The sequence below is a fragment of the Vibrio sp. RW genome (assembly GCF_027587105.1).
GTDB classification, from domain to species: domain Bacteria; phylum Pseudomonadota; class Gammaproteobacteria; order Enterobacterales; family Vibrionaceae; genus Vibrio; species Vibrio toranzoniae.
Genome location: NZ_JAPPTM010000008.1, coordinates 219,583 through 244,273, shown reverse-complemented (window position 1 = coordinate 244,273; position 24,691 = coordinate 219,583). Strand labels below are relative to the sequence as shown.

The window sequence follows — 24,691 nt, the reverse complement described above, 5'->3', positions numbered from 1 at the left end:
TAAAAAAAGGCCTCATTACTGCGAAGTAATGAGGCCTTTTCTATGTCTAGTGATTATTTAATCTCGACGGAAAGATTAAACCGTCTCTTCTGCCATCTCTTGCTCTGCTGATTTACCAACAAAGAACATACAGATGATTGCTGCAGTTGTTGGTAGCAACCAACCCATACCGATATCGAACAGTGGCATTATGTCTAGTGCTGATACATCGATACCCGCAACTTTAGCACCATCGATAAGAGCGAACAGTAGTGACACTAATACCACTACGCGGTAAGCCACTTTTGGGTTAGGGAAGCGACTACGCAGGAACGTCAGCGCGACCAAGGCAATGGCTACTGGGTAAAGTGCAAATAGCACAGGTACCGATAGAGAAATCAGTTGAGAAAGACCCACATTCGCTACCGTTGCACAAGCCACACCATTAATGATCACCCAAGTCTTGTAAGACAGAGGCGTTAGCGAGCTGAAGTAATCAGAACATGCTGATACCAGACCAATCGCTGTTGTTAGACACGCCAATAGTACGATCACAGAAAGCACTAGCTGACCAGAAGGGCCAAACAACGATTGAACATAAAGGCTTAAGATAGCGCCGCCATTGTCTACACCCGCAGCGACTGTTGCACTTGTGGCACCCAAGAAAAACAAAGAGATATAGACAAAAGCTAAGCCAGCAGCCGCGATGCAACCTGCGCTAATTAAATACTTAGTTGTTGCCGTACGATCAGTAATACCTTTGCTGCGAATAGCCTCAACAATCAACATACCAAACATCAAAGAAGCAAAAGTATCCATGGTGTTGTAGCCTTCAAGGAAACCTTTGGTTAGTGGCTGCGTAATGTATTCACCATGAGCAGCAAGAATATCACCCTGAGGGTTAACAAACACAGCAACGGCTAGTATAACCAAACCAACGAATAACGCTGGTGTTAGTACCTTGCCAATCACGTCAATTAGTTTCCCTTGCGACCATGAGAAGAAGATCGTAACGACAAAAAATGCAATAGAAAAGAGAGTAAGGTGAGCTTGAGATGCATCGATGAAGAACGGTTTCACCGCCATCTCATAGGCAACAAGGCCGGTACGAGGTGCAGCAAATGCAGGGCCAATAATAATAAAGATCAGCACAGCCATGATGGTAGCCGCTTGCTTAGGAAGATCTTTTGTTAAGTGCCCCCAAGAACCACCCGCCACTGCAACAGCAACGATAGTGATTAACGGCAGACCAACGGCGGTCAGCAGAAAACCAGACATCGCTGGAAGAAAATGATCACCAGCCAGTTGGCCAGCAAGAGGTGGGAAGATGATGTTACCCGCACCCAAGAAAAACGCAAAAAGCATAAAGCCCAATGCTAATACATCTGTTAGTTTAAGACTCTGTTTCACAGATAATCCTTAATTATATTTATGAATTTGTGTTGTGCTTACATGAATGTTACAGCCTAAGGCTGCCAATCAATCTATAAAATAGTCGCGCATAATGACGAAACACTTGGCTAGCTGCAAGTCACCATAAAAAAACACCATATAAATTTGCATATTCAAACAAAAAGCAGTGGATTCGACTGGATATAGAAAAATAGACATAATTATAAACTAACCATAAATTTTAACAACATTCAGTCATACAGAACATTTACTTATACAATTGACTAACATCAGAGCCAATCACTTAAAATATATCGATAGCCAGAACATTCATGAAAGATAAAATAGTAGAAACCAAAAACTTCAATTTTAAACAATTCTCTATTTACGGTGGACAAAGCGGTATGCCTGTCAGCACCGATGGCGTATTACTCGGAGCATGGGTTAACCTTGCGAAAAAAACATCCGCACTCGATATAGGAACAGGGACAGGGTTATTGGCTTTAATGGTTGCACAACGTTTCGCAGAGGCCTCAATCTCAGCCATTGATATTGATCAGCACGCGATCCATGCCGCGGCCATCAATATTGAACAGTCACCTTGGCAAGATCGTATTTGCCTTCATCATGGCAGTATTTTAACGACAGATTTTCCGCAACTGTTCGATGCCATCATATGTAACCCACCCTACTTCAACTCTGGAGCACAGGCACAACAAAGCCAAAGGGCCACGGCTAGACATAGTGACAGCTTGGATCATCTTCAACTGGCCAATCGTTGTTTCGATATAACGACAGACTCAGCAACCGCCAGCTTTATCCTGCCAACACCAGAGGGGGAAGACTTCATCAAACTTGCCCAACAATGTGGCTGGCACTTAGCAAAACGTCTTGATGTGAAAACAACAGACAAAAAACCCGCGAGCCGAATCTTGTTTGAGTTATCTAAAGATCCTGCTTGCGAGCAAGATTTTCAGCGTGAATCGCTGACAATTCATCATCAAGGTGGTTATAGCGCAGCATTTATTGCACTTACTAAAGATTTTTATCTCAAGATGTAGCAAATACCATGTGATCCTAATCACTAATGCTTCTATAATGTCCGACTACTCTTTTTTATCGTCTGCTTTTTGAGGCAGAAACATTTATTGCTTGTGGAGAAACAACAGTGATCAGAACCTTTGCAGAACTCGATCTAAACCAAGAGCTGCTAAAAGCAATTGACGAAATGGGCTACGAACGCCCAACACAGATACAAGCTGAAGCGATCCCACAAGCGTTAGATGGAAAAGACGTTTTGGCTTCTGCGCCAACAGGCACTGGTAAAACAGCATCATTTGTTCTGCCAGCACTACAGTACTTACAAGATTTCCCCCGTAAAAAAGCGGGTCCTGCCCGTATGCTTATCCTGACACCAACTCGTGAACTGGCAATGCAAATCACTGAGCAAGCTCGTGAGCTAGCAAAGTATACGGCACTGAACATCTTCACCATCACCGGTGGTGTAATGTACCAAGAGCACGCTGATATCCTTGGCACAACACAAGACATCGTGGTTGCAACTCCTGGTCGTCTGATGGAATACATTGAAGCAGAGCGCTTTGACTGTCGTGCGATTGAATGGCTAATCTTAGATGAAGCCGACCGCATGTTAGACATGGGCTTTGGTCCTGTTGTTGACCGTCTGTCTGCAGAGTGTCGCTGGCGTAAACAAACTTTACTTTTCTCAGCAACACTAGAAGGTAAAGGTGTAGAAGGCTTCACTGAAGATCTCCTGAAGAACCCGGCGGAGATCGATGCGAAATCATCACTGCGTGAGCGTAAGAAGATCACTCAGTGGTATCACCGTGCTGACACAGCAGAACACAAACTTGAACTGCTAAAACACATCATTACCAAGGAAGCTGAACGCAGCATCGTGTTCTTGAAGACGCGTGATCGCCTAGGTGATCTACGAGCTCAACTTGAAAGCGCGCAAATCCCATGCGCATGGATCCAAGGCGAAATGCCTCAAGATCGTCGTAACAATGCGATTGCTCGTTTCCGTGACGGTTCTGTCAACGTACTGCTAGCGACTGACGTTGCTGCTCGTGGTATCGACCTTCCCGACGTAAGCCACGTAATCAATTACGACATGCCTCGCACGGCTGACGTCTACCTTCACCGTATTGGCCGTACCGCTCGTGCTGGTAAGAAAGGCAACGCGGTTTCTATCATCGAAGCGCACGATCAACTGATGATTGAGCGTGTGGCTCGTTACACAGACGAACCAATCAAAGAACGCTTCATCGAAGGCATGCGTCCAACACATAAGAAAGCAGCCGTAACGAAGAAAAAGAAACCAAAGAAAGAAGATAAAAAAGCGGTAGAGAAACAGAAGATCGCGAAGAAGAAGAAAATTGCTAAGAAAAAGAAAGCGGTAAAAAACAAGTAATCTAACGCTTTCAACGATTCAATAAAAAAGCCCCATGCAGTTCGCTGCATGGGGCTTTTCTCTATCTGGATGGTATCTCGCCGTACAGCGTGACTGCCTTTAATCAATAACGTCTAGTTTTGCTCTTCACGCTTGAAGACAAATTCTTTCGCGTTCGACTCTTCTTCAACGAAGTAGTAACCCGCGGTATCGAACTTGGTCAGCGCTTCGACTGAGTCCACTTTGTTTTCGATAATGTAGCGAGCCATCATGCCCCGTGCTTTCTTTGCGTAAAAACTGATGACCTTGTATTGGCCGTTCTTGCAGTCTTTGAATACCGGTGTAATCACTTGACCATCTAGGTTCTTCGGCTTCACGGCTTTAAAGTATTCGTTCGACGCTAGGTTGATCAACACATTGTCGCCTTGAGCATTCAGCGCCTCATTCAGCTTGTCTGTGATGATGTTGCCCCAGAACTGGTACAAGTTAGTACCACGAGCATTCGCTAAGCGTGTCCCCATCTCTAGGCGGTATGGCTGCATCAAATCGAGCGGCTTAAGCAAGCCATATAACCCAGAAAGCATGCGCAGATGGTTTTGTGCGTAGTCAAAATCTTCATCCGATAGCGTTTCAGCGTCTAGGCCAGTGTATACATCGCCCTTAAAGGCTAGGATTGCTTGGCGTGCGTTATCTTGGGTAAAGGTCTCACTCCACTGCTCAAAACGCGCTACGTTCAACCCTGCAATTTTATCGCTGACTTTCATCAATGCTGAAATATCTGCTGGCGTCAGCTTACGGCACTCTTCAATCAACTCGGCAGAGTGTTCAACAAACTCTGGCTGGCTGAAGCGTTCCGTCGCTAATGGTGATTCGTAATCAAGTGTTTTGGCTGGAGAAACGACAACTAACATAACTTTACCCTAATCGGTTATCTAACTGGATGCTGCTAGAGTATAGAAAAAACATCAACTTGTCTTTATGACTCTTCCTATTACTTTGATAGGGAGAATGAGCTTCGATAGAGAGAATGAGCTTTGATAGACAAAATAAGACAAATGGCAGATAAAGAAAAAGGCTAAGGTCGAAACCTTAGCCTTTCTAATCATTTTAGGATGAGCGGTTTAGTGCCCCAACAAGATTATTTCTTGTTGTTATCCCAAATACCGTCTTCCAGTTGAGATTTAAGCTCAGGGAAATCATTCGAATCGAATGTCGGTACTTTACCCGCGTCGAGTTGGCGGTTGTAGTCTTTCGCTAGCTTAATCACGATGCCTGACAACAGGATAATCGCCACCAAGTTAACAATCGCCATTAGGCCCATCGATACGTCAGCCAGTGCCCATACTGTTGGCAGTGTCGCGAGAGAACCGAACATAACCATACCTAATACAACAATACGGAACAGCACTAGGCCTTTCTTGTTGTTGTGCTCTAGGAAGATAAGGTTCGTTTCAGCGTACGAGTAGTTTGCAATGATTGAAGTGAAAGCGAAGAAGAAAATCGCTACCGCTACAAAGATGCCGCCCCATTCGCCAACTTGTGCCGTTAGTGCACGTTGCGTTAGTTCGATACCTGTTACTTCACCATGTGGTACATACTCACCAGACATTAAGATAATTGATACGGTTGCTGAACAGATAACAATAGTATCCATAAACACACCTAGCATTTGCACATAACCTTGTGATGCAGGGTGCGGTGGGTAAGGCGTGGCAGATGCCGCCGCGTTTGGCGCAGAACCCATACCGGCTTCGTTCGAAAACAAACCACGCTTGATGCCGTTAATCATTGCTTGTGCGATTGCGTAACCTAGGCCACCCGCCGCTGCTTCTTGCAGACCAAATGCACTCTTGAAGATAAGAGCCAGTACGTCAGGCAGTTTCTCGATGTTCGCAAACATCACGTACATTGCGATCAATAGGTAAGCCAATGCCATGATTGGAACGATGATTTCTGCAGTACGCGCAATCTTACGGATGCCACCGAAGATAACGAATGCCGAGATAATTACGATACCAACACCAACGTAGCTACGCTCAAGGTCGAATGCCGTGTTCATTGCGCTTGCAATCGCGTTTGCTTGAACCGCGTTGAATACAAGACCAAATGCAATGATTAGGAAGATAGAGAATAGAACCCCCATCCAACGCATGCCTAGGCCTTTCTCCATGTAGTATGCAGGGCCGCCGCGGTAGTTACCGTCGTTATCACGCGTTTTGTATAGTTGTGCCAACGTGCTTTCTGCAAACGATGTTGCCATACCTAGCATTGCGATTAGCCACATCCAGAAGATAGCACCAGGGCCACCAGCGGTGAGTGCTACTGCAACACCAGCCATATTACCCGTACCTACACGAGCAGCGAGACTAGTACAAAGAGCTTGGAAAGAAGAGATACCAGCACTGTCTGCTTTACGGCTGTTTCTTAGTACAGAGAACATGTGGCCGAAATGGCGGAATTGAATGAAGCCTAGTCGTATCGTGAAGTAGATCCCCACACCAACCAGTAAGTAAACTAAGATAGATCCCCAAAGGAGATCGTTCATCAAATTGATTAAGTCTGTCACGTGAACCTCGTAATTGAGTTTAAGCACTGATCTTGCTTCCGAGCCTTCCTCTAGATCACCTATGCCAGTGTCAATAGTTGTGTCGGCATTAGTTTTTGATTTATTTGCTGCGATCTAGATTGTAAATGTCGCTTCATGCATCCATTTTACGTATCAGTGTATTTTTTGACGGGCGGATAATGCAGCGAGACGGGCTAAAAATCAATATGAAATTAAACCCATATAAGAATGACATTTCACTAATAATACACCTTTCGTTAACACAAACCTCAACAATTTCGCCAAACAAAAGTCACATTATCGGGACATAATATCAACAAAAACCACACCTCAATCAAAACAAGAACAGCATCCTATAAAAATGCGCGAGCCTAGGTTTTACAAGGTATAGTGAAGATCCACGTTTTTTTCTCGGGCAACGAGATGCCCATCCTACACAATACAGTACGCAGCTAAATGCATTGTGGTTAGAGTGTTATTCCTTTCGCACAATGAATTAACATTCCGCCCCCCTTAATTTAATCGTTTACCTAAGTTCGTTTGCTTATTTTTTGTACAAAAAAATCACCACAATGTGTGAGCATACATAAAAAATCAAAACAAAATCTTCATATACTTGAAACAAATGAGAAATAAATCAAGGTTATTGTAAGCCTAAATATGATATTCAATGGTTCGTAGGAACGAGTCCCACGGAAGGAGATATGACTTATGGATAGCTTTCACTTCGATGATGTATCAGAACTAGAAATGCGTCGAGCAACTCAAAAAACACGCTCTAAACCGCTCAAGCGTAAATGGCGCGAAATTGAAGAAATAAATGACAGACGTCGACTCCAAAAAGAACTAATGGATATGAATTTAGGACTCGATTTTAGCCTTGACGATATAAAGCTTTAGCCAGTACAAAAAGCTTTGAGCAGTACAAGTAGATAGCACAATAGGCACCTTAGCGGTGCCTTTTTTATTGTTTAGAGCAGCGCCTTTTTAATAGCGCTGCTTTTTTATAGCAAACTCACGCGATCAAATATAAGGGCTCGCTTGCGCTATAAGCACTCTTGCTCATTTTGACGAACTCGATCAGCTAACTGGCGATATTGATCTGCAATCGTATCACCGAATACAGGATCATTTTCAGGTTGAGACCATTGCGATTCCACCTCTTGCCAGTCTTTCACCGTAAATAGTGTAATGATCATGGGCAAAACGTATTTCTCTTCATACTCCATATGCTTGCGTTGGGTATGAACAAACTCTTCAAGCTGTTCAATAAAGACTTCTTGAGGTACGACGGCATCTTGAAGAATCATATCCACCACACCTAAAAAGTCAGCGGTTTTCTCGGCAAGCAATTGATGTTCTAGTTCAAGATCTTCAATGGCTTGATCATTACCATACTTATTGAGGTAATAACGATAGATGATGTCTTCTTTAGGGTGATGCACCTTATCAGAATGATTCATCAAATAATGAACCACTTCAGCGATAAGGCTGTAGTTGATTTCACGCTCTTGCTTAAGTAATTCAAGTTTATTTTTGAGAATCGCGAGCAAGCGAGCCATATAGCCATGCTCTCGTCTTATCCTTTCAATCATCATAATATTGACTCCATTACACCTACTATTTATCAGTGTATACGAAGATGCCAATTTATGGTTTGACTCTGCTCAGAAAACAACCAGTCTATCTATACTTCATTAGGTAAACGCCAATCGATAGGGTTTTGATCGATTGAGGATAGTATCTTATTAGTCAATGAAAAATGCTTACAGCCAAAGAAGCCGCGGCGTGCTGATAATGGGGATGGATGCGGAGCCGTCAATACATGATGCCTTTCCGAATCAATAGCTTGGCCTTTCTTCTGGGCATGCGCGCCCCACAGTAAGAAGATGATTGGCTCAGAACGCTGGTTCAGCTCAGCAATGATGGCATCGGTAAACGTTTCCCAACCGCACTTAGCATGTGAGTGTGCTTTTGTCTCTTCTACGGTAAGGACTGTGTTCAGCATCAACACCCCTTGCGATGCCCAAGAATCGAGATAACCATGATTAGGGATCTCAAATCCCTCTATATCTTGTGCAAGCTCTTTGTACATATTGCGCAGAGAAGGAGGAATTTTCATACCAGGAAGCACTGAGAATGCTAAGCCATGAGCTTGGTTGGCACCGTGGTAAGGATCTTGACCTAAAATAACCACTCGCACAGACTCGAAAGGCGTCATATCGAAAGCATTGAACACCTGCTCTTGTGGCGGGTAGATGGTTTTCCCACTATTACGTTGCTGCTCAACAAACGCGAGGACACTCTGAAAGTACTCTTTGTCACGTTCATCATTAATAATGGATTCCCAAGTCTTTGGTGCGCTCATCGTTTACTTCCCAATCATCAAGGTTTCTAGGGCTTTCGCCAGACAAAAAAATAGCTGTATCGGCTAACTGTCCTAAATAAGGCGCTAGGGCGTGTTGACCTTTCGTGGTTAAATTTTGTTCGAGATAAAAGCGTTTTAATCGCGGCGAGGGAGAAGTAGCCTAGTCATTCTAAGCAAATCTCCCTCAACAAAGAGTAAAACGCTTTTAGCCGAACCCTCCGGGCAGCGTTTGCTGGTCATTTCTACTGCGTTAGCGGCTTCTCATGTAGGCTAGCTACACGTCAAAGCCTCTTCCTTGTATAAATACCCAGCAACTCGCTGCAAAAATCAGCTCGAAAGATCAACACGCCCTAGTTATACCTCATACAGCTATCAATAAACATGATGTGTAGGGGTCACTTGTTGATGAATCATAATAATCAGTTCAAGTTGTGTTTACTCGATTAACCACTTTTCTGCTGCGTACGGTGGTGGCCGTGGTTATGCACATGACGGTTTGGTGTTGGTAAACGACTTGCGACAGCAAAAATTGAAGTTTGGGTGATTGAATACATAAAGGCACCTCCTCTAAGACTTCGTGAACTACATATTCACTTTAAGACTATGAAAAAAAGGTGCCAATTTTTAGAAATAGCGGAAATAAATTTTCCCTTCAATTATTACGCTTCTTCGATCGCTAGCGTTGCTGAGCGATGAAACATTCTAAGTTGTTGAATTTCCTCTTTCCAGATCGTCGAATCAATGGTTTCCAAGATAAGAGGGATACCATTAAAGCGAGAATCAGAAGCAATATACTCAAAACAATCCCAGCCAATTTTGCCTTTTCCTAAAGAATGGTGTCTATCGACTCGGCTCGCGAACTCAGCTTTTGAATCATTGATGTGCATTGCTCTTAGATAGTGCATGCCCACAATGCGGTCGAACTCGGTAAAAGTATGGTCACACGCTGCTTTTGTTCGTAAATCATAACCAGCAGTAAAGGTATGGCAGGTGTCTAAACACACACCAACACGCGACTTATCTTCTACTTGATCGATGATCTCCGCTAGGTGCTCAAATTTCCAACCAAGATTACTCCCCTGTCCAGACGTATTCTCGATCACTGCGATCACATCTGGCACCGCTTGATGAGCTAAGTTGATCGATTCGGCGATCTTAGCCAAGCACTCACTTTCTGAGATCTTCTTTAAATGACTACCCGGGTGAAAATTCAGTAGCGTTAATCCAAGTTGATTACAACGCTCCATTTCATCAATAAAAGCAGCACGTGACTTCTCGAGTTTCTCTTCTTCAGGCGCCCCTAGGTTAATCAGATAGGAGTCATGAGGAAGAATATGTTCAGCAGCAAAGCCCAACATTTTGCAATTGGCCTTGAAGGCACTAATGGTTTTGGCTTCTAGTGGCTTCGCGGCCCACTGTCTCTGGTTTTTAGTAAACAGTGCAAACGCATTAGCACCGATCTCTTGCGCACGCATTGGGGCTAGATCAACACCGCCCGCAGCCGACACATGAGCACCAATAAACTTAATATTGGTTTCAGTTTTGGAGGATGAATTTTTGTTTGTCATTAAATCACTTTACACTTTCAGAATGCATCATAAATCAGGGCTCATATCGGTTGTAGTTCAATAAAAACACAATATATGTAGTAAATTTACACCAAGTAGAACTGTTAAATATTTTTTATACTTTAAAATATTTTGTAATCACTTTGTTTTCAAAGGTTTTATTGATTTACCTCAATATAATACCCACCATAAAAGAGTGGTTTTTGGTTGTTTTTTGACTTAAATCAATATACACCTTACAAATATTAGGTATATATTAGCCAACTCAACAAAAATCGAAAGTTAACACCATAATCAAACCACATTTAGTGGACTAGGAGATAGTTATGATCCAAGGTATTCAAATTACGAAAGCAGCAAACGATGACCTATTAAACTCAATCTGGCTACTAGATAGTGAGAAGAATGAAGCTCGTTGTGTTGCTGCTACTGCAGGTTTCGAAGCTGACCAAGTTGTCTCAGCGGCAGACCTAGGCGAGTACGAAAGCCGTGAAGTTGCAATCGAAGCAGCGCCACGCATTGAAGGTGGCCAACACCTAAATGTTAACGTTCTTAAACGTGAAACACTAGAAGATGCCGTTGCTCACCCAGAGAACTACCCACAGCTAACAATCCGTGTTTCGGGTTACGCTGTACGTTTCAACTCTCTAACAACTGAACAGCAACGTGACGTTATCGCACGTACGTTCACTGAGTCTCTATAATTTTTTAGAGCTTGAATTAAAATACAAAAACGGCGCTCATTGAGCGCCGTTTTCATTTGTTCGACAATTCCGATGAACGTTACGGTTGAACTCGACGAAGTACCGCTTTTAGCGCTTCAAAATCGTTATCAAGATCTTCAGACAACAACGCCATCGCCGCGTGTTTTGCTAGCGGGCCTGGCAGTTCAATATCAGAACCTAGGATGTCATCAACCACTTCTTTGAACTTCGCTGGGTGCGCTGTACATAGGAACAAGCCAGTTTCGTTCTCTTGCAGTTGCTCTTCCAATAGACGGTAAGCAATCGCACCATGTGGTTCACATAGGTAACCCTGTGCTTTCAGGTCACGTACTGATTCAGCGCTCTGCTCGTCAGATACTTTACCTTTGCCTAGTGTATCTAAGCCCCAACCTTTCAGCTGACATAGCTCTTCGATACGAGGCCAGTTGTTTGGTTGACTTACATCCATCGCGTTCGATGTTGTCGCAACGGTCGGTTTTGGATCCCACTGACCTGTTTCTAGGTAACGAGGAACCGTGTCATTTTCGTTGGTTGCAGCAATGAAGCGCTTAACTGGTAGGCCAAGCGCTTTCGCTAATAGGCCAGCCGTTAGGTTACCAAAGTTACCACTTGGCACAGAGATAACGAGATTTTCACGTTGCTCTTTAGTCAGCTGAGAAGCCGCTTCAAAGTAGTAACAAATCTGAGCCATCAAACGGCTGATGTTGATTGAGTTTGCTGAGTTCAAACCAATCTCTTTGCGCAGTTCCGCGTCGTCAAACGCGTCTTTTACTAGTGCCTGACACGCATCAAAGTCGCCATCAATCGCGACAGTGTGGATGTTCTTACCTAGTGTACAGAACAGCTTTTCTTGCAGTGGGCTGATCTTGCCTTTCGGGTAAAGGATCACAACATTGATATTTTCCATGCCGTAGAAAGCATGCGCAACAGCAGCGCCAGTATCACCCGATGTAGCCGTTAAGATTGTGATTTGACCACCATCAGAAACCGCTGCCAAAGATTGAGCCATAAAACGGCCACCGAAATCTTTAAATGCTAACGTTGGACCGTGAAACAGTTCAAGTGCGTAAACACCGTCTTTCACTTGGTTGATCGGAGCTGGGAATTGGAATGCCGCATCCACTAGTTGATCAATCTGTTCTTTTGGTAACTCATCACCAATGAGAGCAGAAAGAATCTTTGAACTACGAGGGACAAAGTCCTCTGCAAGTAGTGCATCGATGTCATCGAACTTAGGCAGCTCTGATGGGAAAAATAGACCTTGGTTACGACCTAAACCTTGACGAACGGCTTGGCCAAAAGAGACTTGTTCGTCATTTTCTTTGATGTTGTACAGCTTCATAACTCACTTCCTGTAACGATCGAACCTTGCTTATCTAAGCGACAAACGTGGACGAATCCTTCTTCATTTTGTACGTAATTTTGTTCTAACCAACGTGCAACACGCTCGGCGACATCTTGTTCTTTGCAAATGCTAAACAGAGTTGGGCCACTACCGGAAATACCAGTAGCCAATGCACCTGCCGACAGCGCGTATTTACGAGCATCAGCAAACCCTGGAAGCAGTTTCTCACGATATGGTTCAGCGATCACGTCTTTGATCATCTTCGCCGCCAGTTCAGGTTGACCTGAGTGACACGCGTGGATAAAGCCCGCTAAGTGGCGCCCATGAGCAATGATATCCTGACGACGATATTGAGATGGTAGGATCTCTCTCGCTTCCGCCGTAGATACTTTAATGCCCGGATAAGCCATTACCCAGTACCAATCATCAAAACATGGAACTTCTTGGCTAATGATGCCTAATTCTTCAAGCATAAGCTGCACACCACCAAGGTAACATGGCGCAACATTATCGTAGTGAATACCACCTGAAATTTTACCTTCCATTTCGCCCATCAGAGCAAGCAGTTCAGTTTCATTCAATGGCTGACCGTGAAAACGGTTTAGCGCATCAAGCGCCGCGACAATTGAACATGCACTTGATCCTAAACCGGAACCGATAGGCATGTTCTTTTCGAGTGTCATTTCCAATGGCTTTAGCGCAACGCCTTTTTTATCAAGCTCTCTCGAGAATACCACCCAGCAGTCGTAGACGATGTTTTCTTTTGCTTCAGTTGGCAGCTTAGAAACAAAACTGCCTGCTGTTTTTAGTGAGAATGGTTGGTCACCAGCTTTAACCATGACTCGATCACCCAGCAATGTGCCATCCACTGGAGACACAGCGGCCCCCAGCACATCAAAACCTACACTGACATTACCGATTGATGCCGGAGCATAAACGACAACATCCATATCAATTGAACTCATTCCTAAACTCCTAATTTCCAACCAAGAGTACGCATCACATCAGAGAATACGCCTGCTGCTGTAACTTCAGTACCTGCACCGTAGCCACGTAGAACGAGTGGAATTGGCTGGTAGTAACGGCTGTAGAATGCCAGAGCGTTCTCGCCATCTTTAATCTTGAACATCGGGTCGTCGCCATCAACAGCAGCGATACGAACCTTACATTTACCGTCGGTGATCTCACCAACATAACGAAGTACTTTGCCTTCTTCTGCGGCGATAGCTGACTGCTCTTTGAAATAAGCATCCGCTTCAGGCAAGCGAGCCATAAACTCGTCAACCGTACCTGAATCATCGAAACCTGGTGGCAATGCTTGGTCAACTTCAACGTCTTCAAGTTCAAGTGCCATGCCAGCTTCACGAGCAAGAATCAGCAGCTTACGCGCGACATCCATACCAGACAGATCATCACGAGGATCCGGCTCAGTAAAGCCGTTATCTTTAGCAATGTTGGTTGCTTGGCTTAACGTCATGCCTTCATCAAGCTTACCGAAGATGTAAGACAGTGAACCAGAAAGGATACCGTTGAACTTCTCAAGTTCATCACCTGCAGAAATTAGGTTCTGTAGGTTTTCGATTACCGGTAGACCTGCGCCTACTGTTGTCTCGTACATCAGCTTACGACGTGAGTTACGTGCCACTTCACGAAGCTGATGGTAGTAAGCCATGCTTGCTGTGTTCGCTTTCTTGTTTGGTGTTACCACGTGGAAACCTGCCGCTAGGAAGTCTGCATACTGCGCCGCAATATCTTCGCTAGACGTACAATCAACCAATACCGGGTTGATGATGTGGTTACGTTGAACCAGAGCCGCTAAGCGCGCTAGGCTGAATTCTTCTGTCGCGCTCGACATGCGGTCACGCCACTGTTCTAGCGGTAGGCCATCGCTGTCTAGCAACAAACCTTTGCTATTTGCCAAGCCACATACGCGGATCACGATGCCTTTTTCAGCCAGTTTGCCTTGTTGACGTTGGATTTGGTCAACCAGCTCGCCACCAACACCGCCAACACCCACAACGAATACGTCAAGAAAGTGCTTAGAGTTAAATAGGTTTTCGTGACACGCTTTGATCGCTTCTGAGATTTTATCTTCAGGGATAACCGCAGAAATAGCGCGCTCTGAAGAACCTTGTGCAATCGCAACAATGTTGACATTCACTTCAGCTAAAGAAGAGAAGAACTGAGAAGCAACACCGCGTGAAGTGCGCATACCGTCACCCACCAGCGTTACAATCGCTACGTCGTCCATGAACTCAACTGGCTCTAATAGGCCATCTTTAAGTTCAAGTTCAAATGCGTCAGACAGTACTTGCTTCGCTTTTACTTTATCTGCTGATTCAATACAGAAGCTGATGCTGTACTCAGAAGAAGATTGAGTAATAAGGACAATAGAAACGCCAGCAGAAGACATCGCGCCGAATACACGGCTTGCCATGCCTACCATGCCCTTCATGCCAGGGCCTGATACGTTAACCATCGTTAGGTCGCTTAGCGTCGTAATACCTTTAATTGCTAGGTTATCTTCGCCAGTGTCTTGGCCAATCAAAGTACCTGCACCCTGAGGGTTAAAGCTGTTTTTGATCAGACAAGGAATGTGGAATTGTGCGATAGGCGCGATAGTCTTCGGATGTAGAACCGAAGCGCCAAAGTAAGAAAGCTCCATCGCTTCTTGGTAGCTCAACGACTTAAGAAGACGAGCATCGTGTACTAAACGCGGGTCGCAATTGTAAACACCGTCTACGTCTGTCCAGATCTCACAGTAATCGGCACGAAGACATGCCGCCAATACCGCAGCAGAATAGTCAGAGCCATTACGGCCAAGCGTGACTAACTCGCCTTTATCATTACCAGCCGTGAAGCCCGGCATGATGTTAACGTGACCTTGTGGAAGTGGCGATTGACGGAAGTTCTGAGTTGACACATCCACATCCACCATAGCTTCAAGGTGATCACCTTTAGCGTATAGGTATTGAACTGGGTCAATCAAGCTTGCTGGTTGGCCTTTCGCTTCAAGTACCGCTTTCATTAACTGAATCGAGATTCGCTCACCTTTACTGATGATGCGAGCATTAACATGGTTCGGGCACATGCCAAGTAAGTTAATACCATTCACGAACTGCTTTAGCTGAGCAAGAGAGGTATCGACCTGCTCTTGGAACGCAGTACCATCAATCGAAGGTACAACCGCTTTAATCTCTGCAAACAGCGCAGTAAATGAAGATTCGATCTCTGTAATTTGTGCGTCAGCTTCACCATGTTTCAGTGCAGCTTCAATAACAGCGACCAACTTATTGGTTGTTTTTCCTGGAGCCGACAGTACAACGGCTAGCTCTTCTTGCTGGGCATTATTAGCGATGATATCAGCCGCTCGTAAAAAACGATCGGCATCAGCTAATGATGAACCTCCAAACTTTAAAACGCGCATCCCTTTCTCCATAAGTCATAAAAATGGTACAAAAAAAGGCCTGTATCTTGTTGGATACAGGCCTTTTTTTTTAAATCCGTTACTTAGCAGCCTGCCCCAACAATGTTAATGTCGGTAATAATAATGGTTGTGGTCATTACTAGGTGGCTTACGTGCTGCATATCAAATTCTCTGCTTTTGCTTTACTCTACGTGTATCAATTTTTACCACTAGACGTCAATGAAAAGTTGCGTTTTTTTTACATTCACACCGTTTTTCAGAGCAAACCGTCATTTAAGGGATAAAACATCCCGTTTATACCTTCAATTCAGATACTGGATTTCCCCCTCAGAACAAGAAAGGTAATTAGGCTCATATAAAGTCATGACAAATTTACATATCGTTTGGGCGGCGAACGTACAGGTTTTGTGCTTTAATTAACCGATAACGTTTTTAAAACAACAATAATGGTATCAGGAGTGGGGAAGTGAAGAGATTGCTTATTCTTTTAATCTTTGCTGCGCCTGTTGTTTGTTCAGCAAATAGCTTGCCTCTGTTGAGCAACCTGCCTCTGCTACCCGCTCAAATCGATCGTTCTTCTCATAAATTCTTTATTTCAACCCAAAATGCCTCGAGTGAAAGCTTCGACACTTGGAAGATCGACAGTGGCTACTCTTATAGCTTGTTTGCTGATGTCGATCTTTATGTCGGTACACGTATCAACAGTGCTTCACTGAAATATGAAAGCGGATTCTTGAGTGGTGTCAGTTATCAATTCTCAGAAAAGGTCTCTTTCAACAGTTCGTTGCATACCTATAAAGATGAAGAAGAGAACAGCGAAAATTCGGTAGCAGCAGAAGTTTCAAGCCGAGTACAACTTACTGATAATTTAGATCTGCATGCCACCCTTGATTATGAAGAGTGGCAGCAAGGTGTTGAAGTCGGATTAGGGTTTCGCTTCTAATTCAATAAGCTTGTTACCCATTAACAATTGCGAATCAAATCGCCGTTATGATTCAAGCAACAGCTCCGACGAAATTAACACGCCATTCCAATCTGCATAAATGTAATCACCAGGCTGAACCAACTGGTTATGTACTGTCAGCGTCACGTTCACTTGGCCAACACCACGCTTCTCAGTTTTGAATGGTGATGCACCTAGAGCTTGAACGCCCAAATCCATTTGCGACATCATACCAACATCACGCACAGCACCATTAACAATCACGCCCTCCCAGCCATTTTCTATCGCTAGAATCGCCAATTGGTCACCAAGCAGCGCTTTCTGGCACGAGCCATTTCCGTCAACAACCAGCACTTTACCGCTGCCGTCGGCCTCTAAAACCTCGCGAACCTTGGAATTATCGTGATAACAACGAACTGTTACAATTTTTCCCCAGAACGCACCACGTTGACCAAAGTTCTGTAGCGGCAGGTTCAGTTGGGTAACTTTGCTTTCAAACTCATCACATAAGTCTGGTGTTATATCGTGCATATATCCTCCGTGAGTAAGGCGCTACCTATAAAACAAGGTAAACCTCTATGCTTTTATATGTTATTAAATTTAATCCTTTGAATTCATCATATTATGCTCAATTCAATAATGAATAAAAATTTGATTAAGCATATTTATCTACTAGACTATCAGAACAGCTTGGCTTCCTTGGTTCATTCTCATGTCTTAAACAAGTCAGATATGAGAACAATCGCGAATAACCATTCTGGTTTGCTATTAAATAATCAACCATAATATCGGTTAAGTTGTAGCCATACTATTAAAGTTTGTTGCGATTCGGCAATTGATGTAAATCAACAAAGTGAATGGAATTAACATTCTCACGTTGTTAGCATGCTGTTAACATTATAGAATCCTCTACAATCACTAAGAGAATGATTAAAAGGCGTACTGGATCTACGTTATTGGGCAATACTTCAAGGAAGGCAGATAACTGGAAGTAAGTGTTTTTTTGAAAACTTTAAGTTATCATCAAAATTACATTACCTGTATGTTATGTTTTTGCCTAGAATTTATTCTATTAGCACAGTTTCGTCACAAATTTAGGTACCGCCAAATGCAAACCCCGCAGATTCTGATCGTTGAAGATGAGCAAGTAACTCGTAACACTCTAAAGAGTATTTTTGAAGCAGAGGGATATGCTGTTTTTGAGGCTAGCGACGGTGAAGAGATGCACCAAGTGCTATCTGACAACCAAGTTAACCTTGTAATTATGGACATCAACCTTCCAGGTAAGAATGGCCTACTACTTGCGCGTGAACTACGTGAGCAAGCAAACGTAGCGCTTATGTTCTTAACAGGTCGTGATAACGAAGTTGATAAAATTCTTGGCCTAGAGATAGGGGCTGATGATTACATTACTAAGCCTTTCAACCCTCGTGAACTGACTATTCGTGCACGTAATCTTCTTAACCGTTCAATGAGCACTAGCTCTATTCAAGAAGAAAAGCGTAGCGTTGAAAAGTACGAGTTCAACGGTTGGGTACTAGATATCAATAGCCGTTCTTTAGTTAGTCCAGATGGCGAAGGCTACAAGCTACCTCGTTCAGAGTTCCGTGCTCTACTTCACTTCTGTGAGAACCCAGGTAAGATCCAAACACGAGCAGACCTTCTTAAGAAGATGACTGGCCGTGAGCTTAAGCCACACGATCGTACTGTAGACGTGACAATTCGTCGTATTCGTAAGCACTTTGAATCTATTTCTGGTACGCCAGAAATCATCGCAACGATTCACGGTGAAGGCTACCGCTTTTGTGGTGACCTAGAAGACTAATTTGATTACGCTTCTGCCCGTTTAGTTCTTCTAACCGGTTAGCACTTCTAACATCAGAAGCACAATCAATCGTTATTAAAAAGGGAGAATGCCAACGCATTCTCCCTTTTTTATTGATCATAAATAAGAAAGATCTAGTAAACCGTATCAACCTTCACATCTTTCTCCACTAGCCACTTTACGATTTCGCCATCTCTAAGTTGTACTGCAACATCAACAGCTTTCTCACTTTCGATATCTAGCTGCCATACAAAAGCGACTTCCCACTGAGTTTCACTTTGAATTCTCAAATCAAGATCGTCGGCAGTCACCAGTAAGGTATCCGCCCCCTGCTTAACTGTAACACTCTCGACAGCAAGCGTTGCTGGTAATTGAGAGGTTGACTCTAGATAAATAACACCATGCAAAGTCTCATCTTGATCCTCTCCAATCATCGGCATTTTGTTTAGCCAAAGGTTGCTTTTCATTGTGACTATCGCGGTTGAGACTTCAACCTGAGTACCTTTTTGCCATTCTACTTGTGGCGTAGAACAACCCGCTAATGCCAACACACATGCGGAAAATGCTAATTTTTTCATTATTCTTCTACCTTTGGTTTAACCAACTTTTTAGGACTTCAATGTCATTCTGATATTCATTATTAATTTCATCCACCCAATCTGAAATATTCTCCCACCACGCAGGCAGATCGGGAGATTGCGCTTTCTGAGCGACTTGCTGTATACGCTTCAGGCCAATTGAACCTGCCGCACCTTTAATCTTATGCGCTTCAGAAACGATGCTGGCTTGATCTTTCGCGACCATGTTAGAGTTCAATATTTCCATATATTCCGGCATCATATCTTCAAACATCGCTATGCTATCTAAAACCGGTTTCGGCCCAACAATATCAACGTAAGACTCTAGCATATCAATATCAAGCAAAGCGGTGTCAACCAATGAAATAGTAGGCGTATCCTCTGCTACTTTCTCGATAACCTCGGGAACACCTTCGATCAATTTGCTGATCACATCTTGAATAGCACGAACAGACAGTGGTTTACTGATCGCTTCATCCATGCCTTTTTGTAGGTATTCTTGCTTGTTATTTAAAACATTCGCGGTTAATGCGACCAAAGGCGGTAACTGACTGTATTTCTCTCGGTAATACTGGGCGATATCAAAGCCTGTCATGTCAGGTAATTGAATATCTAACAACACCAGATCGTAGTCTTGTGGGTTGAATACGATTTGAGCCTCTTTACCTGTCATCACCACTGTCACTTCGTGACCCAGGCTTTCAAGTAGAGAGCGAGCCACCGTGATATTAAGTTCAATATCTTCGACCATGAAGATCTTAAGATGCGACTGCTTTCTTGGTGCTTTAATGAGTGCTTGAGTGTCGTGATTGACAGGAACTCGAATCGAAACGGTAAAGGTACTACCAAAGCCTTCTTCACTGGTTACTTCAATGTGGCCATCCATCATGTTGATCAGCTGCTGAGATACCGCGAGGCCAATACCTGTCCCCACCGCATGCAGATTATCCGTTCCAGATTTCACCTGATAATACATCGCGAAGATCTTCTCGATTTCACTTTCAGGTATACCAATGCCGGTGTCTTCCACTTCCATAGTAATGTTGGCAAAGTCGCCATCAATATCGGCGCTAACTGTCATTACCACACCACCATCTTTGGTGAATTTCATCGCGTTGCTGACGAGATTCCACAGCACTTGTCTCAGGCGAGTACCATCCACTTCAACCGCAGCAGGAAGGTCGGATAATCTTTCTAAATCAAACCTCAACCCTTTTTGCTCCGCCATCAATGCAGAAATACTTTCGATCTCGACAACAAAATCTTCAAAGTTGATCAGCGTTGGGAATAACTCAAGCTTACGACGATCGAATTTGTCCATATCAATAATGTCGTTAAAAATATTACCCAGAGTCACCGCACTCACCTTGATGGTTTGCATGTGCTTGCGCTGCTCGGTAGTCAACTGGCTATCTAATAGCATGCGGCTCAAGCCAATAATACCGTTGAGCGGCGTTCTTAATTCGTGACTAATGGTTGAAATGAACGTGGTCTTGTCGCGACTGGCTTTCTCTAGCGACTTTTGATGTTCTCTACGTTCAGTAATATCACGGCCATAGCCCACTAAGCCCAAGTGACGCCCATCTTTGCTGTAAAAAGGCACCTTGCGCAGTTCGAAATAGCTTTTACGCCCATCAGGGTATTCTAGCCATTGGTCATAAGTCAGGGCCTGATTGTCAGCAAACACTTTCTTATCAGTTTCAACAACTTGTTGAGCGATCTCTTTGCTGTATACATCCCAAGGTGTCAAACCAACCAGATCTTTTTCTGTTTTTCCAGTGAGTTCTTCAACCGCGCGGTTACAACCTGAAAACACACCATCTTCATTACGGTAGTAGATAAGGTCGGGTGAAGCATCGATAAACGAGCGCAGGAGTGCGGTACGTTCTGCTAATTCAAGCTGAGTTCGTTCACGCTGAAACACCTCATTTTCTAAATCCTGCATCGCTTCAGCACGTGCTTCTTCCGCTTTTTCTCGCTCTTCAATTTCTTGATTAAGCTTCTCGATATTAAGTTGTAACTGGCTATTTAGCTCTTGGTCTCGCTCACGCATATCGCCAAGCTTAGAAACCAGCTTCGCCAATCTTTGACGAGACTCTTCTAGTTGATCAACAACCACTGAAAGAAAATAAACCGCCCACGGTGTAATGACTAAACCGAAGAAAGCAGAACGAATAATGTCGATATCATCAACATTACCTTTGAGTGCGAGGGTTATGCCGACCTGCACAACAACGGCGAGGGCAACAAGCGCTAAGGCGAGCAAGATAGAAAAGCGGACAATTCCCAATTTTACGAGTAGATCCACGTAATATTGAGCAAGATTTTTCATGGGTTTCATTTAGCGCTCCATGCGATAAGACTAGCAGTATTCTACCTTGTTTGAAGGTAGGAGGTAAGCTAGCTACATCACATGCAGCAAGAGATCCAACGCAATATCATGGTTAATGAATCAATATAAATATTAACTAAGCCAAAATGCACCTGTTAACAAAAAAATAGAGTTTATAGGGTTAATGAGTTGAAGAAGGGTGCACAATCGAACGATTTCGCCCCTCAGACTTAGCTTGGTAAAGCGCACTATCTGCTAAGGCAACCGCCGACTCCATTTCGTCACCGGGCATCGGTATATAAGAGATAATACCGATGCTGACAGTGATGAATTCAGAGACTGTCGACTTCTCATGCACCAGCCCCAATTTAAGGACTTCATCATGAATTCTTTGTGCCACCAACTGTGCACCTTCAATCGTCGTATTCGGTAGAATAAAACCGAACTCTTCACCACCATAACGGGCCACGCAATCCGAAGAGCGATTAAGTACCTGCTTGAATGCCTGAGAGACTTTAATCAACGCATTATCACCTTGTTGATGCCCGTAAAAATCGTTATATCCCTTAAAAAAGTCGATATCACATAGCATGATCGTCAATGGCAATTTTTCTCGAGCATGGTAATACCACAATACCGCCAACTGCTCATCAAAACGTCGCCGGTTCGAAACCGCAGTTAAACTATCCATGAAGCTGAGACGTTCCAGCTCAAGATTGGCTTCTTCAAGCTTTTGCTCTGCTAGATAGCGCTCGGTAATATCACGCGCCATAATCAACACACCATTTGTACTCGATGCCGGGTCCTTAAACGGTGATTTCACCACATCATACCAAGTGCACTCACCATCACTAGACACCACCTTATCGATATAGCGTAATGATTTGCCTTGATGAAGCACTTGATGATCGGTATTGGAAAGGCGCATATAAATATTATTTGGCACTACATCTTGCAAGCGCTTACCAACTAAGTCACTCACTTCAGAGATACCAAGAGCTGCAACAAACGGCTTGTTACACGCTTGGTAAACCATATTTTCGTTGAAGATACCGATAGAATCAGGGCTTGCTTCTAAGATGTTTTGTAAAATGGTGTCACGTTGAGCAAGCGCAACCTCAGTGTCTTTTCGCTTTTCCATTTCGCCACGCAGTTTTTGCTGCATGTCATGCCAATCGGTCACATCATGACTGATGGAAAGCGTACCAATCGCTTCCCCATCTTGAGAAAGTAAAACGCTTTGATAGGTTTCCAGCAAACAGCCCTTTCCATCTTGGTCTGTGGTCCATGCTCGCTCACTCACTCGGCCTTTTAGTGCACCATTGGAAACACTCAAAGTGCCCTCTTCTGGGCGACCATACCAAAATTTTTTAAACGAACGATTACTCGCGACCAACTCACCCTTTTGATTTTTTACATAGATCAACTCAGATAAAGAGTCCAAGGCAGTGCGCGCGACATTAAGCTCACGAACCTCTTGAGATAGTTCTTCATTGGTATTGTTATAAGGCGAGGCATGAATCATCCAAGCCCTTTTGCCTCTAAAAAGGATCCTGCGACCAACCAAGTTGATCTTAAAATGCTCAAATTCAGAAAGTGCCCAAATTGAGAGCTGTTCAAATGATTGAGAGTTTATGTGATTGGCTAGGTGATGACGGAAGCTGTTTTCACTTTCCACAGTAGGAAAACGAAAGTTAACGCCGAGCTGGCGGATGCCGAGCAACTGCATGGCTTGGCGATTGGCATATAAAATCTCACCACTTCGTACATCAACAAAATAGAGGGGTGATGGAGTAGCAACGAGAAGTTTTTCTATATGTAACTGATAACGTGAATAAAGGTGCCAGCAGATGAAAATAGTCAGCAATACGATAACGATATAGATGCCGTAGCCATATGCTCTATCCCACAACCAAGTCATAACCTGTTCCATTTACTCTCAATCTATACCATCAATTCTGTGAGGGGAAATGTTACCACTAATTATAGGGATTATCTGCTGTTACCTACTTTCTGTTCAAATCTATCAATTCCCGCGGTTTAATACCGGTAATCTGTATTCAAATGCAGCGCCCGTCTCAATGCCTTGGGCACCCGTCTTGTCTAACGAACGGCCAATTTCAGTCATCGCTAGCCATCGGTTTTCACACCATAAAGGAGAAAGCAAAGTTGGACGTCGTGCGGCAGAAGAAACTCGATGATAGACCACATGAGCAGGCGTACGTTGGATAATTGTACAGGCGATATCAATGTACTCCTCCAAGGTTGGCGCCTCGAGTTTTCCAGCTTTCCACGCCTTAGCCATGGTACTGCCCTCTACTATATGAAGGCCGTGCAGTTTGATGCCATCCGTTCCCACCGCCAATACCTTGTCTAAGGTTTCAAGATTATCCGCTTTGGCCTCTTTTGGCAGGCCAACAATAAGGTGAGTACACACCTTAATACCTAACGCACGTGCACGGTGGGTGATCGTTTCATACACCGCAAAATTGTGTCCACGGTTAATTCGTTTGAGGGTCTTATCATTGGCCGTTTGCAAGCCAAGTTCCAGCCAGATTTCATAGCCTTGCTTTACATAGCCCGCCAGCAGTTCCAACACCGAATCTGGAACACAATCAGGTCTTGTTCCTACACACAAACCAACAATATCAGCACCTGGAGCCCTAAGCGCTTCTTCGTACATATTCTTGAGCACTTGCACCTCAGCATAAGTACTGGTGTAAGCCTGAAAATAGGCAAGGTACTTCTTAGCTCGGGCAATTTCACCCGCACGATCTTTTAGCTGATCAGCAATACTTTGAATTTGAGTTTGTTCGTCGGCAAATGAAGCGACATTACAGAAAGTACACCCACCACGGCCGATTGTTCCGTCGCGGTTGGGGCAGCTAAAGCCGCCGTGCAGTGTCAGTTTGTGAACTTTTTCGCCATAACGGCGCTGAAGGTCTTGGCCGATAGTGTTAACCAACTCGTGTAATTGCATATTTTGAAAGTGCTCAAGTAAATAAGAATGAATATCAGTCTATTTCTGAAAAAAAATTACATCCCTGCAAAATTCAACCAATTAGTTTACTCAAGGCCTTTTGCGAGCAACCTATCAAATATCAATAAACATGCAAAAATTCGGCTCTATTTGCCTAATGTTGCACATTTGTTAGACATTAAATTCAAAATAAAACGAAAAAAATGGTCTACATGGGTCAACTTTCATTGCAATTCGCCTAGACAAAATT

The 24,691-nt window shown here is 43.8% G+C and carries 20 protein-coding genes and 1 other annotated feature; of the genes, 6 read left to right on the top strand and 14 right to left on the bottom strand.

All coding sequences use genetic code 11. From position 1 onward, the window contains the following. Nucleotides 1-75: 75 nt before the first annotated feature. Nucleotides 76-1,389: a branched-chain amino acid transport system II carrier protein gene (gene brnQ / locus OCT63_RS10100; RefSeq protein WP_060467193.1), complete on the bottom strand. Its 1,314-nt coding sequence runs from the start codon at nt 1,387-1,389 to the stop codon at nt 76-78. Between the two features lie 314 nt (nt 1,390-1,703). On the opposite strand from brnQ, the gene OCT63_RS10095 reads away from it, so the two are divergent. Both OCT63_RS10095 and srmB read left to right on the top strand, forming a co-directional pair. Continuing rightward, entirely contained in the window at nt 1,704-2,432 is a 729-nt protein-coding gene (locus tag OCT63_RS10095) for a tRNA1(Val) (adenine(37)-N6)-methyltransferase (protein WP_161678821.1), read from the top strand. Between the two features lie 107 nt (nt 2,433-2,539). After that, complete coding sequence (gene srmB, locus OCT63_RS10090) at nt 2,540-3,805, top strand: ATP-dependent RNA helicase SrmB (RefSeq protein WP_060467191.1); 1,266 nt, start codon at nt 2,540-2,542, stop codon at nt 3,803-3,805. A gap of 113 nt (nt 3,806-3,918) precedes the next feature. Here the strand turns inward: srmB and yaaA are convergent, their stop codons facing one another. Both yaaA and OCT63_RS10080 read right to left on the bottom strand, forming a co-directional pair. Further along, nucleotides 3,919-4,695, bottom strand: a complete 777-nt coding sequence (gene yaaA, locus OCT63_RS10085; RefSeq protein ID WP_060467190.1) for a peroxide stress protein YaaA — start codon at nt 4,693-4,695, stop codon at nt 3,919-3,921. Between the two features lie 227 nt (nt 4,696-4,922). Continuing rightward, nucleotides 4,923-6,350: an alanine/glycine:cation symporter family protein gene (locus OCT63_RS10080; RefSeq protein ID WP_060467235.1), complete on the bottom strand. Its 1,428-nt coding sequence runs from the start codon at nt 6,348-6,350 to the stop codon at nt 4,923-4,925. A 711-nt stretch (nt 6,351-7,061) separates the two neighbouring features. On the opposite strand from OCT63_RS10080, the gene OCT63_RS10075 reads away from it, so the two are divergent. Then, a complete protein-coding gene (locus OCT63_RS10075; protein WP_017056103.1) occupies nt 7,062-7,250 on the top strand; it encodes a DUF3545 family protein in 189 nt (62 codons plus the stop codon). Between the two features lie 146 nt (nt 7,251-7,396). Here OCT63_RS10075 and OCT63_RS10070 read toward each other — a convergent pair whose 3' ends face one another. The 3 genes from OCT63_RS10070 to nfo form a co-directional block, all read right to left on the bottom strand. Further along, nucleotides 7,397-7,948, bottom strand: coding sequence for a hemerythrin domain-containing protein (locus OCT63_RS10070; RefSeq protein ID WP_029626949.1), 552 nt, complete (start codon nt 7,946-7,948; stop codon nt 7,397-7,399). Nucleotides 7,949-8,037: 89 nt separating this feature from the next. Further along, nucleotides 8,038-8,718, bottom strand: coding sequence for a uracil-DNA glycosylase (gene ung / locus OCT63_RS10065; protein WP_269983664.1), 681 nt, complete (start codon nt 8,716-8,718; stop codon nt 8,038-8,040). 659 nt (nt 8,719-9,377) lie between these two features. Then, nucleotides 9,378-10,286: a deoxyribonuclease IV gene (gene nfo, locus OCT63_RS10060; RefSeq protein WP_161686322.1), complete on the bottom strand. Its 909-nt coding sequence runs from the start codon at nt 10,284-10,286 to the stop codon at nt 9,378-9,380. A 326-nt stretch (nt 10,287-10,612) separates the two neighbouring features. Between nfo and grcA the strand changes: the two genes are divergently transcribed. After that, nucleotides 10,613-10,990: an autonomous glycyl radical cofactor GrcA gene (gene grcA, locus OCT63_RS10055; protein ID WP_046223897.1), complete on the top strand. Its 378-nt coding sequence runs from the start codon at nt 10,613-10,615 to the stop codon at nt 10,988-10,990. 79 nt (nt 10,991-11,069) lie between these two features. Here the strand turns inward: grcA and thrC are convergent, their stop codons facing one another. From thrC to thrA, 3 genes are read right to left on the bottom strand one after another with little or no spacing between them, the layout of a single operon-like run. Further along, nucleotides 11,070-12,353 carry a threonine synthase gene (gene thrC / locus OCT63_RS10050; protein WP_161686324.1) on the bottom strand — a complete coding sequence of 428 codons (1,284 nt, stop codon included), beginning with the start codon at nt 12,351-12,353 and terminating at the stop codon, nt 11,070-11,072. After that, nucleotides 12,350-13,306, bottom strand: coding sequence for a homoserine kinase (gene thrB, locus OCT63_RS10045; protein ID WP_161678843.1), 957 nt, complete (start codon nt 13,304-13,306; stop codon nt 12,350-12,352). Before thrB ends, thrC begins: the two co-directional genes overlap by 4 nt. A 17-nt stretch (nt 13,307-13,323) precedes the next feature. Then, nucleotides 13,324-15,783 (bottom strand): bifunctional aspartate kinase/homoserine dehydrogenase I, encoded by a 2,460-nt coding sequence (gene thrA, locus OCT63_RS10040; RefSeq protein WP_269983663.1) that lies wholly within the window; start codon nt 15,781-15,783, stop codon nt 13,324-13,326. A 29-nt stretch (nt 15,784-15,812) separates the two neighbouring features. After that, nucleotides 15,813-15,931, bottom strand: a sequence feature (Thr leader region). Between the two features lie 318 nt (nt 15,932-16,249). Between thrA and OCT63_RS10035 the strand changes: the two genes are divergently transcribed. Then, on the top strand, nt 16,250-16,726 hold the full coding sequence (locus OCT63_RS10035) for a hypothetical protein (RefSeq protein ID WP_060467185.1): 477 nt from the start codon (nt 16,250-16,252) through the stop codon (nt 16,724-16,726). A gap of 45 nt (nt 16,727-16,771) precedes the next feature. On the opposite strand, the gene OCT63_RS10030 is transcribed toward OCT63_RS10035, so the two are convergent. Continuing rightward, entirely contained in the window at nt 16,772-17,257 is a 486-nt protein-coding gene (locus tag OCT63_RS10030; RefSeq protein ID WP_161686328.1) for a putative 4-hydroxy-4-methyl-2-oxoglutarate aldolase, read from the bottom strand. 577 nt (nt 17,258-17,834) lie between these two features. On the opposite strand from OCT63_RS10030, the gene arcA reads away from it, so the two are divergent. Beyond that, nucleotides 17,835-18,551: a two-component system response regulator ArcA gene (gene arcA, locus OCT63_RS10025; protein WP_017056076.1), complete on the top strand. Its 717-nt coding sequence runs from the start codon at nt 17,835-17,837 to the stop codon at nt 18,549-18,551. Nucleotides 18,552-18,685: 134 nt separating this feature from the next. Here arcA and OCT63_RS10020 read toward each other — a convergent pair whose 3' ends face one another. From OCT63_RS10020 to OCT63_RS10005, 4 genes are all read right to left on the bottom strand, one after another. After that, a complete protein-coding gene (locus OCT63_RS10020) occupies nt 18,686-19,129 on the bottom strand; it encodes a hypothetical protein (RefSeq protein WP_017056075.1) in 444 nt (147 codons plus the stop codon). Between the two features lie 7 nt (nt 19,130-19,136). After that, nucleotides 19,137-21,470 carry an aerobic respiration two-component sensor histidine kinase ArcB gene (gene arcB, locus OCT63_RS10015; RefSeq protein WP_269983662.1) on the bottom strand — a complete coding sequence of 778 codons (2,334 nt, stop codon included), beginning with the start codon at nt 21,468-21,470 and terminating at the stop codon, nt 19,137-19,139. Between the two features lie 172 nt (nt 21,471-21,642). Next, a complete protein-coding gene (locus OCT63_RS10010) occupies nt 21,643-23,394 on the bottom strand; it encodes a GGDEF domain-containing protein (RefSeq protein WP_161686336.1) in 1,752 nt (583 codons plus the stop codon). Between the two features lie 93 nt (nt 23,395-23,487). Further along, entirely contained in the window at nt 23,488-24,441 is a 954-nt protein-coding gene (locus OCT63_RS10005; RefSeq protein WP_161686338.1) for a TIGR01212 family radical SAM protein, read from the bottom strand. Nucleotides 24,442-24,691: the final 250 nt, after the last annotated feature.